The 13,758-nt window shown below is 73.3% G+C and carries 12 protein-coding genes; 8 read left to right on the top strand and 4 right to left on the bottom strand.

What is annotated here, in order from left to right:
* On the top strand, positions 1-671 hold a 671-nt coding region (locus DN069_RS34585), incomplete at its 5' end, for a protein kinase domain-containing protein (RefSeq protein WP_165845773.1).
* Between the two features lie 34 nt (positions 672-705).
* Here the strand turns inward: DN069_RS34585 and DN069_RS34580 are convergent.
* The gene (locus tag DN069_RS34580) at positions 706-1,737 is read right to left on the bottom strand and encodes a saccharopine dehydrogenase NADP-binding domain-containing protein (protein WP_111507206.1); all 1,032 of its coding nucleotides are present in this window, start codon (positions 1,735-1,737) and stop codon (positions 706-708) included.
* 101 nt (positions 1,738-1,838) lie between these two features.
* Here DN069_RS34580 and DN069_RS34575 point away from each other — a divergent pair, with 101 nt between their 5' ends.
* Positions 1,839-2,786 (top strand): helix-turn-helix domain-containing protein, encoded by a 948-nt coding sequence (locus DN069_RS34575; RefSeq protein ID WP_111507205.1) that lies wholly within the window; start codon positions 1,839-1,841, stop codon positions 2,784-2,786.
* A gap of 95 nt (positions 2,787-2,881) precedes the next feature.
* Entirely contained in the window at positions 2,882-3,619 is a 738-nt protein-coding gene (locus DN069_RS34570; RefSeq protein ID WP_133260141.1) for a thioredoxin domain-containing protein, read from the top strand.
* A gap of 18 nt (positions 3,620-3,637) precedes the next feature.
* On the opposite strand, the gene DN069_RS40620 is transcribed toward DN069_RS34570, so the two are convergent.
* The 3 genes from DN069_RS40620 to DN069_RS34560 all read right to left on the bottom strand — a co-directional run bounded on the left by DN069_RS40620 (position 3,638) and on the right by DN069_RS34560 (position 5,562).
* Positions 3,638-3,799, bottom strand: a complete 162-nt coding sequence (locus tag DN069_RS40620) for a hypothetical protein (protein ID WP_165845772.1) — start codon at positions 3,797-3,799, stop codon at positions 3,638-3,640.
* A 32-nt stretch (positions 3,800-3,831) separates the two neighbouring features.
* Positions 3,832-4,221: a DUF302 domain-containing protein gene (locus tag DN069_RS34565; RefSeq protein WP_111507203.1), complete on the bottom strand. Its 390-nt coding sequence runs from the start codon at positions 4,219-4,221 to the stop codon at positions 3,832-3,834.
* Between the two features lie 72 nt (positions 4,222-4,293).
* Positions 4,294-5,562: an alpha/beta hydrolase gene (locus DN069_RS34560; RefSeq protein ID WP_111507202.1), complete on the bottom strand. Its 1,269-nt coding sequence runs from the start codon at positions 5,560-5,562 to the stop codon at positions 4,294-4,296.
* Between the two features lie 85 nt (positions 5,563-5,647).
* Between DN069_RS34560 and DN069_RS34555 the strand changes: the two genes are divergently transcribed.
* From DN069_RS34555 to DN069_RS34535, 5 genes are all read left to right on the top strand, one after another.
* Positions 5,648-6,634: an ArsR/SmtB family transcription factor gene (locus DN069_RS34555; RefSeq protein WP_111507201.1), complete on the top strand. Its 987-nt coding sequence runs from the start codon at positions 5,648-5,650 to the stop codon at positions 6,632-6,634.
* 48 nt (positions 6,635-6,682) lie between these two features.
* Positions 6,683-9,751 (top strand): alpha-mannosidase, encoded by a 3,069-nt coding sequence (locus tag DN069_RS34550; protein WP_111507200.1) that lies wholly within the window; start codon positions 6,683-6,685, stop codon positions 9,749-9,751.
* A 146-nt stretch (positions 9,752-9,897) separates the two neighbouring features.
* The gene (locus DN069_RS34545) at positions 9,898-10,317 is read left to right on the top strand and encodes a TOBE domain-containing protein (protein ID WP_111507199.1); all 420 of its coding nucleotides are present in this window, start codon (positions 9,898-9,900) and stop codon (positions 10,315-10,317) included.
* Positions 10,318-10,448: 131 nt separating this feature from the next.
* Positions 10,449-12,884 (top strand): RICIN domain-containing protein, encoded by a 2,436-nt coding sequence (locus tag DN069_RS34540; protein WP_111507198.1) that lies wholly within the window; start codon positions 10,449-10,451, stop codon positions 12,882-12,884.
* Positions 12,885-13,013: 129 nt separating this feature from the next.
* Positions 13,014-13,758: patatin-like phospholipase family protein (locus tag DN069_RS34535; protein ID WP_111507197.1), on the top strand; the 745-nt coding region annotated here is incomplete at its 3' end.

The raw sequence follows: 13,758 nt of genomic DNA, 5'->3' as shown, positions 1-13,758 counted from the left end.
TGCTGACCGACTTCGGCATCGCCAAGCACGCGGACCACGGGCCGCTCACCGCCCCGGACATGGTCATCGCCTCCGTGGAGTACATGGCCCCCGAACGGGCCAAGGGAGCTCCGGCGGTGCCGGCCTCCGATCTGTTCTCCCTCGGCGTGACCCTTTTCCATGCCGTGGAGGGACGCTCCCCGTTCCGGCGTGGTTCGGACGCGGCGACTCTCTCCGCGGTACTGCTGGACGAACTTCCGGAGCCGACGTACGCGGACGGACGCCTGACCGAGGTCGTCCGAGGCCTCACGAGGAAAGACCCCGCGACGCGGATGACGGCCGCGCAAGCCCTCGCCGTCCTGCACGGGATTCCCTCCCCTACCGCACCCACCGCACCCACCGCCCAGGCATCCCCGACGGCGACGGTGCGCACCAATGTGGCGGTCAGACAGTTCGTGCCCGTGACAGCCAACACGACCTGGGATCTGATGGCCCGCGCCTACGCCGTCTTCGGCGGGAACGGCCGGGCCCTGTACGAGTACAACCTCCTGCCCGGCAAGCATGCCCCGGACACCTATCGGGTCATCATGCGCCACGGGCCGAAGAAGCTCGTCCGGAACTCCTGCCAAGTGGCGTTACCCGCGGGCGGATTCGAGATCGCCTTGCCGAACGTCGGCATCGTCACCACCTGAAGGTGTCCGCGGTCCGCGCGAGTGGTCAGGGCGGTCAGGCGGTGAGGTCCACCTTCAGGTCCGCGGCGAGGGCGCGGAGGAAGTCCGGGGCGTCGAAGAGGGCGCCGGCGGAGACGACGCCGATGGTGCGGGTGCGGCCGCCGAGGATGCGGGCGACCGCCTCGACCGCAAGGGGCGCGGTGACGGCGTAGATGTCCCGGCCGCTCGCCACCGCCCGGCGCTCCGCGCCACCGGCGCGGACCCGGACGTCGACGACGAAGGTCTGCGCGGAGCGCCCGCGGTCGTCAACGGCGGCCGGGGCCGCCGCGTCCGGGGCGGCGAGGTCCGCCGCGGCCACCGCGGACATGTAGGTGCGGACCTCGGGCACGGCGAGGTGGCTCGGGACGGTGACGACGTCCGCCATGGTGAACTCGCCGAGCACCGGCTGGGCCCCGAGCGGGGCGGGGAACGACCACTCCAGGGTCGGCAGCGCGTCGTCGTGGTGCACCAGCCGACCGCCGGCGTAGCGCAGCCGGCGTCCGCCGCGCCGCTCCGAGGAGACGGTGCCCGAGGCGAGCGTGCCGCCGGTGGGGTGCCAGCTGCTGAGGCCGTAGGCGATGTGGGCCTCGTCCGCGCTCGTCCAGTCCCCCATCGCGGCCGTCACCAGCAGGTCGCCGAGGCCGCCGTAGAAGGCCATCGCGGGCAGCACGACGGTGCCCGCGGCGCGGGCCCGCTCCGCGTAGCGGGCGAAGGTGTCGAGGTTCGCCTCGATCTCCGCGGCCACGTCCACGTACGGAATCCCGGCGCGCAGGGCCGCCTCGATCAGCGGGCCGCCGGTCGCGGCGAAGGGCCCGGCACAGTTGACCACCGCCGCCGCGTCGGCCAGCGCGAGGTCGAGCGAGACGGGGTCGTCGGCGGAGGCCTGCCGCGCCTCCAGCCCGGGCTGCCCATCGGCGAAGGCGCGGAGTTTGTCCGCGTGCCGGCCGAGCAGCAGCGGGACGAAGCCGCGCTCGCGCAGCTCCGCGACCACGAACCGCCCGGTGTGCCCGTACGCCCCGAACACCGCGACCGTCTCTCCCGTGCCCATCTCTGCTCCCGCCCGCTCGTTGTGTTCCACGACGACCATCCTGCTCGCGCGGTCGGCCCGCGCCCAGTGTCCGGAACGACACGACCCGTACACTTCCGGACATGAGCTCTGTCGCGCGCTCGGTGGCGGTCGCCGCCACCGACGGGATGCTGCACTTCGAACTGGGCCTGGCCTACGAGGTCTTCGGCTCCGCCCCGGCGGGCGTGCCGGGCCCCTGGTACGAGGTCACGGTCTGCGGCGAGCCGCCGGTGCGGATCGGCCGCTTCCAAGTGGAGCCGGACCACGGGCTGGACCATCTCGTGCAGGCCGGGACCGTGATCGTCCCAGCCCTGGCGGACGTCGACGCCGACCCGCCCGCCGAGCTGGTCGAGGCGCTGCGCGCGGCCCACGCCGCGGGCGCGCGGGTGGTCTCGCTGTGCACGGGCGTCTTCGCGCTGGCCGCCGCCGGGCTGCTGGACGGCCTGCGGGCGACCACGCACTGGGCCCACACCGACGTGCTCGCCGCGCGCTATCCGCGGATCCAGGTCGACCCGGACGTGCTCTACGTCGACAACGGCCGCGTCCTCACCTCGGCGGGCAAGGCCGCGGCGATGGACCTGTGCCTGCACCTGGTCCGCCTCGACCACGGCTCGGCGGTCGCCAACGCCGTCGCCCGCCGCCTGGTCGTGCCGCCCCACCGTGCGGGCGGGCAGGCGCAGTTCGTCGCCACGCCGGTCCCGGCGCAGGACGACAACCCGCTCTCCGCGCTGCTGCCCTGGGTGATGCGCCGACTGGACCAGCCGCTGACCGTCGAGGACCTGGCCCGTCAGGCCAACATGAGCTCCCGCCATCTCGGCCGCCAGTTCCGCGCCGTCACCGGCACCACCCCACTGCAGTGGCTGCTCACCCAGCGCATCCGCCGCGCCCAGGAGCTCCTGGAGACCACCGACGACAGCGTCGACGCCGTCGCCACCGCCTCGGGACTCGGCACGGCCACCACCCTGCGCCGCCACTTCCACCGCACGCTCGGCGTCCCGCCGGACACCTACCGCCGCACGTTCCGCAGTTAGCCCGCGGATCAGGGACCTTCGTCCCTCCGGCGCGCCCGGTGCGTCTGCCTACGTTGGAGGGAAGCCCCCGAACGACGAGAGACAGGACAGCGCGCATGGCACCCGGGACCGGTCCCCGCACGAGTCGCAGGCGTCGGCGGAACGCCGTGGTCGCCGGGGCGGTGGCCGTGGCGTTGGTGGCCGGGAGCGGGGTGGCGTGGGCCGTCGTGGCGAACGGCGCCAGGGACGGCGAGACGGCCGCCGTGGTGCCCGCGCATGCGAGCGGGCCGGACGGGACGGTCATCAGCTACGGCAAGGCAGACGCGCCGAACACCGTCGCCGTCTACGAGGACATGCGCTGCCCGTTCTGCGAAAAATTCGAGACCGCGCTGGGGCCGACGCTGACCGCTCTCGCGGACCAAGGCAAGCTGAAAATCGACTTTCATATGGCCGCGTTCCTCGACAAGGGCCTCGGCGGCAAGGGCTCCAAGACCGCACTGGCCGCCCTCGGCGCCGCGCTCAACGAGAGCCCGCAGAAGTTCAAGCAGTACCACGACGTGCTCTACCGGGCACAGCCGAAGCAGGAGACCACGGACACCTACGGCTCGACCGCGACCCTGCTCGAACTCGCGGACAAGGTCGACGGGTTGCGCACACCCGAGTTCAACAAGGCGGTCAAGGAGGGCACCTACCTGCCGTGGACGCAACAGGTGGCCGACGCCTTCTACAAGAGCGACGTGACCGGGACGCCCACCGTGAAGGTGAACGGCACCCGGATCAACGTCATCGGCCCCGACCGTGAGGCGATACCCGTGGCGGACTTCACCGCGCAGCTCGACGCCGCACTCAAGTAGCCCGTTTCAGCCGCCCGTTCAGCGCCCGAAGGGCCACCAGCCCTTGCGGGCGGGCTTCGGCTCGTCGGCGCACCGGCACCGCTGAGCGGCGGGAACGCCGGACAGGACCTGGTCGACGTGCTGGCCGCAGCCGGCGTAGGTGTACTTCTGGCAGCGGCGGCAGGTGACGCGACGACACATGGGGACGGGGTTCCTTCTCTCAGTGGGGACGGTCAGACGAGCGCGGCGAGCGCCGCGTCGAGGCGGGCGGTGGCCTCCTCGGCGACCGAGCGCAGGCCCTCGGCGTCGGAGAGCCGCACCATCATGGCCGGGTCGACGGCCTGCACCAGCACGTGGTCGTCCGCGCGGCGGACGACCACGTTGCAGGGCAGCAGCAGGCCGATGTTCCGGTCGGCCGACAGGGCACGGAAGGCCAGCGCGGGGTTGCACGCGCCGAGCACCAGATAGTCCTCCAGCTCCTCGCCGAGCTTGGCCTTCATCGTGGCGGCCATGTCGATCTCGGTGATCACGCCGAAGCCCTGCGCGGCGAGCGCGTCGCGGACGGCCGTCACGGCGGCGGGGAAATCGGTGGTGTCCAGCCGGACGGTGCGGTCGTAGCTCACGGCGCGCCCCTCTCATCCTCGGTGCAGTCGGTTCCTGCACCTCACTATACCCCCAGGGGTAATAGCTGAGCCTCAGCGCGCCGCCACGTGGTGACTCAGGAAGGCCCGCACGGCCCGCCGCACCTCCGGCACCGAGACCTCCGGCGCGACCGTGCCGACCAGCCCCGCCCGTCCGGCCGCCGGCACCAGCCCGTCCGCCTGCAGCTGCGGGACCATCGCCGCATAGTCGGTGAAGACGTAGTGGTTCGCGTCCGCGAGCTGCGCCCGCCGCACGGCCCGCCCCGAGTGGGCGACCACCGCCGACCAGGAGACGTCCAGCGCGGCCCGGAACGTGCAGCCGTCGGTGCCGAGCAGCAACAGCGGACGGTCGGTGCCCTCGGCGGCGACCGGGAAGAGCGGCCCGTCGGCGTAGTCCAGGAAGCCCTCCAGGTTGACCGCCACGCGGACCCGCCGGTCGTCGTGGAGCACCTCGGTGACGGCGCTGCCGCCCGCCGAGTGCCCGTACGCGCCCACGCGGCGCAGGTCCATCGCCGCGGCCAGCCCCTCCGGCAGCCGCAGCGAGGCGGCGTCGCCCAGCCGGTCCAGGACGCTGAGCCGGTCCAGAACGCTGAGCTGGTCCAGAACGCTGAGCTGGTCCAGAACAAAGCGCAGGTCGGCGATCCGCGTGTCGATCATCGTGCGGAACTGCGCCGGCTGCGCCCGCGGGTCACCCCGGAACACGGTCGCCCGCACCGGCTCGGGGCGGAACGGCGTGGTGCCCGGGAACTGGACGGCGGCCGCGTCGCCCGGGTGGTCGACGGAGACCACGACGGCGCCGTGGCTGGCCAACTCCTCGGCAAGCGTGGTGCCGAGGCCGCGCGGGTCACCGCCACCGGGGCTGTGCAGGAACACCGGCCACCGCCCCGGCAGCACGGGCGCGTCGAGGAACGAGTGGGAGGCGGTGGCCGCCCAGTCGACGCCGGACGACGGCAGCCCCGGCTCACCCAGCGGTGCGAGCTGCGCGAACAGCGGTACCGCCAGCGGCGGCAGCTGCGGCGCGGCCTGCGCGCCCGCCTCCCGCGCGGGGTAGTACAGCGTCAGCATCAGCTCGCGGACAGGAATCTTCGCGCTCCACGGGTCGCGGCGGGAGGCGTCGACGAGGTAGAGCTCGTGACGGCCCACCGGGTGCGGGCCGGTCGGGGCGGGCAGAGTCAGGTCGACACCCGACGCCGTCGCGCCCGCCGCCCCCACCGGACGCGCAGCGGCGGCGGCTCGGCCGGTCGTGCCCAGCAGCAGCGCGGCCGAGCCCAGCAGGGACGAGGCGATGACGGTACGTCGGTTCAGCGTGAGGTCAGGCTTCATGATCCGCATGCTGCCCCGGCGACCGCGCCCGGGCGATGATTGAGGCGTGAGCCTCAAGGATGGCGCCGGACGGGGAGGGTGTGCTGTGCTCCGGATCCACTTCACTCCGGCCGACTTCGCCCGCGTCTCCGTCGCGCCGTGCCCCGCGCCGCTGCAGGAGCTCAACGTCGCGCTGACGCTGCTGGTCCGTCCGGACGGCGGGCTGCTGCACGGGGCATGGCGCCGCCGCGCGCTGCGCGGCCTGCCCCGGTCGGTCGGCCCGCTCGCCGACCTCGTCCCGGGTGGACGCGCGCCGGGGTTCCTGGACGTCGTCGCCGACTCGCTGCCGCAGGCACTGGAGGAGATCCGCACCACCCCGCCCGATTTCGTCCGCGCCGAGCTGGAGCGTGTGTACGCGCCCGCCACCGCCGCTCCGCCCTGGGTGCACGACCTGCGGCGCGGCGAGGACGCCGCCTGGCGGACGGTGCTCCGCGCCCAGCGGGCCGCGTTCGGGGCGCTGCTGGAACCGGTCTGGGAGCAGGTGCGGGAGCTGCACCACGCCGAGTTCGTCCGCCGGGCCGTCCAACTGGCCGCGGGAGGCGTCGGCGCGGTGCTGGACGGGCTGGTCCCCGGTGCCCGCCTGGAGGGGACCGCCTGGGAGCTGCCGCACCACCTGGCCCGCGAGGTCCGGCTCGACGGGCGGGGACTGCTGCTCCTGCCCAGCTTCCACTGGTCCGGCGGCGTGCTGCTGAGCGACCTGCCCGAGCGGCCGGTCGTCGTCACCTATCCCGCCGGCCCCGGCCTGCCGCCCCAGCCCGATGAGGCCGGTCCCACGGAAGCCCTCGGCAAGGTCCTCGGCGGGACACGCAGCGAGTTGCTGCACCTTCTGGACCAGGAGCGCACCACCTCCGAGCTGGCGCGGCGGCTGCGCGTCAGCGCGGCGACCGTCTCGGCCCACACGGCTGCGCTGCGCGGCGCGGGACTGATCACCACCAACCGCGCGGGCAAGTCCGTCCTGCACCGGCGCACCACGCTGGGCGGCCTGCTGCTCCGCGGCGGCACCTCGGGGTATGACGGAGACGGCACAGCCTGACCGCAGCCGCCGCTCGCACCGGGCGGAGCCGAACCGGGAGTCATCGCCATGCACGACGACCGCGTCACCGTCGAACGCCGCCTGCACCGCGTGCTGCGCGACCGGATCGAGCCCGCCGTCTACGGCATGGGGGCACCCCCGGCCGAAGGCTGGGGGACCGTCCCGCTCCAGGTCGCCCGCTGGGACGCACCGGGCGAGCCGCCCGAGGTCGCGGAGGCGCTGGCGGCGCGCTACGAGGACTGCGCGAACGACGCGGCCTGGGGTCCGGCCTGGGGGACCACGTGGTTCCGGATCCGCGGCGAGGTGCCCGCCGCCTGGGCGGGTCGGACGGTCGAGGCGCGGATCGACCTCGGCTTCGACCCGAACCTGCCGGGCTTCCAGTGCGAGGGCCTCGTCTACCGGCCCGACGGCACGCCCGTGAAGGGCCTGAACCCGCGCACGCCCTGGGTCCGCGTCACCGACGCCGCCCGCGGCGGCGAACACGTGGAGCTCCACGTCGAGGCCGCCGCCAACCCGGTGCTGATCGCGCACTCCCCCACCCACCAGGGCGACCGCCTCACCAGCAGCCAGGCGCCCCTCTACCGGCTGGCGCGGATGGAACTCGCCGTCTTCGAGCGGGAGGTGTGGGAGCTGCTCCAGGACCTCGAGGTGCTCACCCAGCTCATGGATCAGCTGTCGACGGAGGACGCGCGCCGCTGGGAGCTGCTGCGCGCGATCGAGCGCTGCCTGGACGCACTGGACCTCACCGACATCGCCGGGACCGCCTCCCGGGCGCGGGCGGAGCTCGTCCCCGCGCTGACCGCGCCCGCGCACGCCTCCGCGCACCGGATCAGCGCGGTCGGGCATGCCCACATCGACACCGCCTGGCTCTGGCCGCAACGTGAGACGGTCCGCAAGGTCGCGCGGACCTGCGCCAACGTCGTGGGGCTGATGGACACGCACCCCGGCTTCGTCTTCGCCATGTCGCAGGCGCAGCAGTTGGCCTGGCTCAAGGAGCACCGCCCCGAGGTCTTCGCCCGGGTGGCGGAGCAGATCGGGGCGGGCTCGTTCGTCCCGGTCGGCGGCATGTGGGTGGAGTCGGACACGAACATGGTGGGCGGCGAGGCGATGGCCCGTCAGTTCGTCTACGGCAAGCGCTTCTTCCTGGAGGAGTTCGGCATCGAGACGCGGGAGGTCTGGCTGCCGGACTCCTTCGGCTACACGGCCGCGCTGCCGCAGCTGGTCAAGCTGGCGGGCAACCGCTGGTTCCTGACCCAGAAGATCTCCTGGAGCCAGTCCAACCGCTTTCCGCACCACACCTTCTGGTGGGAGGGCATCGACGGCAGCCGGGTCTTCACCCACTTCCCGCCCGTGGACACCTACAACAGCGACCTGAGCGGCGGCCAGTTGGCGCACGCCGCCCGCAACTACCGGGAGAAGGGTGGTGGTTCGCGCTCGCTCGCCCCGTTCGGCTGGGGCGACGGCGGAGGCGGGCCGACCCGCGAGATGCTGGCGCGGGTGGAACGGCTGCGCGACCTGGAGGGTTCGCCGCGGGTCACCGTCGAGCCACCCGCCGCCTTCTTCACGGCGGCGGAGGCGGAGTACCCGGACGCGCCCGTCTGGGTCGGCGAGCTCTACCTGGAGCTGCACCGCGGCACCTACACCTCGCAGGCCAAGACCAAGCAGGGCAATCGCAGGAGCGAGTCGCTGCTGCACGAGGCGGAGCTGTGGTCCGCGACGGCGGCCCTGCGCGTGCCCGGGTTCACCTACCCCTACCAGGAGTTGGAACGGCTGTGGAAGACGGTGCTGCTGCACCAGTTCCACGACATCCTGCCCGGCAGCTCCATCGCTTGGGTGCATCGCGAGGCGCGGGAGACCTACGCCCGCGTCCACGCCGAGCTGGACACGCTGATCACCGCCGCCCAGACCGCGCTTGCGGGCTCCACCGCCACCGGCACACTGCTCTTCAACGGTGCCCCGCACGCCCGCGACGGCGTCCCGGCCGGCGCCGCCGCGCCGCTGCCGCAGCGGGGGGCGGCCGTGCGCATGACGGAGCGCGACGGCGGCGGTCACCTGCTCGACAACTGCGTGCTGCGCGTCGCCGTGGACGCGCACGGGCTGGTGGTCTCCGTGCACGACCTCGCGACGGACCGCGAGACGCTCGCCCCCGGCCTGGCGGCGAACCTGCTCCAGCTCCACCCCGACCACCCGAGCCACTGGGACGCCTGGGACATCGACGAGTACTACCGGCACCGGGTCACCGACCTGGTCGACGTCGACGGCATCACCGCGCGGGTCGGCGAGGACGGTGCGGCGGTCGTCACCGTCACCCGACGCTTCGGCGGCTCGCAGGTCCGGCAGACGACGACGCTGCGTCCCGGCGCGCGACAGCTGGACTTCGAGACGGAGGTCGACTGGCACGAGTCCGAGCGGCTGCTGAAGGCGGCCTTCCCGCTCGACGTCAAGGCCGACCAGTCCGAGGCGGAGACCCAGTTCGGGCACGTGGCGCGCCCCACGCACCGCAACACCACCTGGGAGGCGGCCAAGTTCGAGATCTGCGCGCACCGCTGGATCCGGGTGGCGGAGCCGGGCGCACCCGGCTTCGGCGTGGCGATCGCGAACGACTCCAGCTACGGCCACGACGTCACCCGCGACGTCCGCCCGGACGGCGGCCAGACCACGACCGTCCGGCTCTCGCTGCTGCGCGCCCCGCGCTACCCCGATCCGGAGACCGACCAGGGCGGCCACCTGCTGCGCTACAGCCTCGTCCCGGCCGCGTCCACGGCGGACGCGGTCCGCGCGGGCCACGCGCTCAACCTCCCGGCGCGCCGCGTCCCGGGCACGCGGCCCGTGGCGCCGCTCGTCACCGTGGACGGCGAGGCGGTGGTGCTGGAGACGGTCAAGCTCGCGGACGACCGCAGTGGCGACGTGGTCGTCCGCCTCTACGAGTGCCTCGGCGGCCGGGCCACGACGGTGCTGCGCTCCGGTTTCCCCCTCGCCCGGGCCACCGAGACGGACCTGCTGGAGCGCCCGCTCCCCGACGCGCCCGCGCACACGGCCGACGCGGACGGCGGGGTGCCTTTGCGCCTGCGCGCGTTCCAGATCATCACCCTGCGGCTCTCCCCCAGCGCGGACTAGTCACACCGCGCTGCTTCGCTCGGGTGGTCCCGGCCCCGCCCCGACGTGGCTCGGGGGCGGGCGGGAGAGGAGGTGACTAGCGTGGAGGACGGGCCGCCCACGGCGGCCCGCACCGCCACGCCCACCACCGTTCTGCGAGGTCCGCCATGAGCCTGAGCATCCGCAACCAGCTGCCCGGCACGGTCACGTCCGTCACCGCCGGCCCCGCCATGGCGACCGTCCAGACCCGCCTCGCCGGTGGCCAGACCATCACCGCGGCGATCACCACCGACGCCTCCTCCGACCTCGGCCTCAAGCCGGGGACCGCCGTCCACGCCGTGGTCAAGGCGACCGAGGTGGCCCTGGCCACCGGCGAGGTCTCGGGCCTCAGCATCCGCAACCAGCTCCCGGGCACGGTCACCTCGGTCACCCCGGGCGCGGCGATGGCCTCCGTCAAGGTCGCCATCGACGGCGGCGAGCTGACCGCCGCGATCACCGAGCAGGCCGCCACCGAACTCGCCCTGGCCCCCGGCGTGTCCGTCGTGGCTCTGGTCAAGGCCACGGACGTCTCACTGTCCACCGACTGAGCCCAGGCGATCCAGGGCTATTGACTGGTCATCAGCAACTGCCTACTGTCACTTTTCGGCGATATCAGTTGCTTTCTGTTTGATCAGCGCGCGTATCCCCGTTCCTTCCTGTTGGATTCGGAGGCACCGCCATGTCAGTACGCCCTCGGCGACGTCCACTCCGCGTCGCCGTCGCGCTCCTCTCCCTGTTACTCGGACTCGTCCTCGGCCAACTCCCGGGCAGCGCCCGGGCAGCGACGACCACGACCGCCGTCACCGTCGACGGCAACGCCACCGGCCGCACCTTCGACGGCGTCGGCGCCATCTCCGGCGGAGGCGGCAACTCCCGCCTGCTCGCGGACTATCCCGAACCGCAGCGCAGCCAGGTCCTCGACTACCTCTTCAAGCCCGGCTACGGCGCCGCGCTGCAGATCCTCAAGGTGGAGATCGGCGGCGACACCAACTCCACCGACGGGTCCGAGCTCAGCCACGAGCACACCCGCGGCACGGTGGACTGCAACTCCGGCTACGAGTGGTGGCTGATGGAGCAGGCCAAGGCCCGCAACCCGAACGTCAAGCTGTACGGCCTCGCCTGGGGCGCGCCCGGCTGGGTCGGCAACGGCAGCTTCTGGTCCCAGGACACGGTCGACTACCTGCTGTCCTGGCTCGGCTGCGCCAAGTCCCACGGCCTGACCATCGACTACCTCGGCGGCTGGAACGAGCGCGGCTTCAACGCCGGCTGGTACGAGAGCCTGCACGCCGCGCTCGCCGCCAACGGCTACGCCACCAAGGTCGTCGGCGCCGACAGCGACTGGTCCATCGCGACCAGCATGCGCTCCGACTCGGCCCTGAACTCCGCCGTGGACCTCATCGGCGCGCACTACCCGTGCAGCTACATGTCCGCCATGACGAGCTGTTCCAGCAGCTCCGACGCGCAGGCGACCGGCAAGCAGCTGTGGGCGAGCGAGAACGGGTCGGAGGACTTCAACACCGGCGGCGCGCCGATCGCCCGCGCGATCAACCGCGGCTATCTGGACGCCAGGATGAGCGCGTTCATCAACTGGCCGCTGGTCGCCTCGATCTACCAGAACCTCCCCTACAACACGATGGGCCTGATGACGGCCTCCCAGCCCTGGTCCGGCCACTACCAGGTGGGCCAGAGCCTGTGGGCGGTCGCGCAGACGACCCAGTTCACCGCGCCCGGCTGGCAGTACCTCGACAGCGGCAGCGGCTACCTGGGCGGCAATCGCGCCAACGGCAGCTACGTCAGCTACCGCGCACCGGACAAGTCCGCGTGGAGCAGCGTCATCGAGACCCTCGACGCCACCACCGCGCAGACCGTGACGTTCCAGGTGACCGGTGGGCTACCGGCCGGCGCGTTGCACGTCTGGTCCAGCGACTTCGGCTCCACCAACCAGAGCTCCTACCTGGTCAAGGGCGCGGACCTGACCGCGAGCGGCGGCGTCTACACGCTCACGCTCCAGCCGGGCCACGTCTACACGGTCACCACGACCACCGGCCAGGGCGCGGGCACGGCCGCCTCGCCGAACCGCTCCGTGCTGCCGCTCCCCTACAGCGCGGCCATCTCGACCACGGCCACCGGCTCCGAGGTGCCCTACCTCTCGGCGATGAACGGCGCGTTCCAGGCCGAGCCGTGCACCGGCGGCCGATCGGGCGAGTGCGTGCAGCAGTTGGCCACGCAGGCGCCCATCTCCTGGGACAACGCGAGTGATCCGTACGCCACGCTCGGCGACCTGTCCTGGTCCGACTACACCGTCTCGGTCGACACCCAGCTGCAACAGTCCGGCTCCGCCGTCCTGTTGGGCCGGGTCGGGCTGCAGAAGGGTTTCTCCCCGGCCGACCTGGACGCCTACCAGCTGAAGCTGTCCGACACCGGCGCCTGGTCGCTGGACCGCAACAGCTCCGGCGGCACCCTCACCACCCTCGCCTCCGGCTCGGTCACCGCGCCCGGCACCGGCAGCTGGCACACGCTGGCGCTCACCTTCGCGGGCAGCGCGATCACCGCGAAGATCGACGGCACCCAGGTCGGCGCCGTCACCGACGCGAGCTACGGCTCCGGCCAGGTCGGCATCGGGACCTCCGGCTGGATCGGCGCGCAGTTCTCCCACCTGAACGTGACGCCGGGCGCCGCCACCGACCTGTCCGGCACCTACGTGCTGGTCGACCGCAACAGCGGGCAGGCGCTGGACGCCAAGGGCCAGGGCTCGGCCGACGGCACCGCCGTCATCCAGTGGACCCGCAACGGCGGCACCAACCAGGAGTGGACGCTCGCCCCCGCGGGCGGCGGCTACTACACCGTGACCGGCGTGGGCAGTGGCAAGGCGCTGGACGTGCCGAACGTGAGCTCGGTCGAGGGCACCGGGCTGGACCTTTGGACGCCCAACGGCGGGGTCAACCAGCAGTGGCTCGTGGCGCCCGCCGGAAACGGGTACGTCACCTTGGAGAGCCGCTCCGACGCCGAACTCGCCGACGTCAGCGGCGGATCGCTGAACACCGGTGCGACGGTGCTGCAGTGGCCGCTGAACGGCGGCGCGAACCAGCAGTGGCAGCTGGTCAAGGTCGGCTGACCGGCTCCGCCTCCGGGCACCCGTTCCCTTCCGGCTCCGGCAGCAGCCGGAAGGGAACGGGGCTTCTCATCGCCGTCGCCTGCCCGTATCTTCGGCTCCCGGCCTCACGACGGACCAGGGAGCGAACCGATGGGCGGAACGGCGTTGCAGGGCCGTGCGCTGGTGCTGGGCGGCGGCGGTCTGACGGGGATCGGCTGGGAGTGCGGCATGCTGCACGGCCTCGCCGAGGCGGGCGTCGATCTCGGCGCGACCGCCGATCTGATCGTCGGCACCTCGGCCGGTTCCGTCGTCGGCGCGCAGCTGGCCTCCGGCCTGATCGGCCCGAAGGAGCTGTTCGAGCGCCAGCTCGTCGAGCTGCCCGGGGAGGGCGGCGAGCGCTTCGGCACGGCCATGCTGGTGCGCTACGCCTGGACCGTCGCCCGCTCACGCGACTCCGAGGCGTTCGGTGCCCGCATGGGCGCGTTCGCGCTGGCCGCGGGGCCCTCCGACGCGGCCGGCCACCGGGCCGCCCTGGCCGAGCGGCTGCTGAGCCACGAATGGCCGGAGCGCCGGTTGCTCGTCACCGCCGTCGACGCCCACAGCGGCGCCCGCCGGGCCTTCGACCGCGACGGCGACGTCACGCTGCTGGACGCCGTCCAGGCGAGCTGCGCGGTGCCGGGCGTGTGGCCGCCGGTCAGCGCGGACGGCCGGACCTGGATCGACGGCGGCATCCGCTCCTCCGCGAACGCGGACCTGGCTGCGGGCTACGCCTCCGTCGTCGTCATCGCCCCCGTCGCCGCGGGCGGCGGTCCGCTCCCCTCCCCCCGCGCCCAGGCCGCCCGCCTCGCGGCGTCGGGCGCGCGGGTCACCCTCATCACCCCCGACCGCCCGGCAC

This window comes from Streptacidiphilus pinicola (genome assembly GCF_003258295.1).
Lineage (GTDB): Bacteria > Actinomycetota > Actinomycetes > Streptomycetales > Streptomycetaceae > Streptacidiphilus > Streptacidiphilus pinicola.
This window is presented reverse-complemented; position numbering and strand designations above follow the sequence as displayed.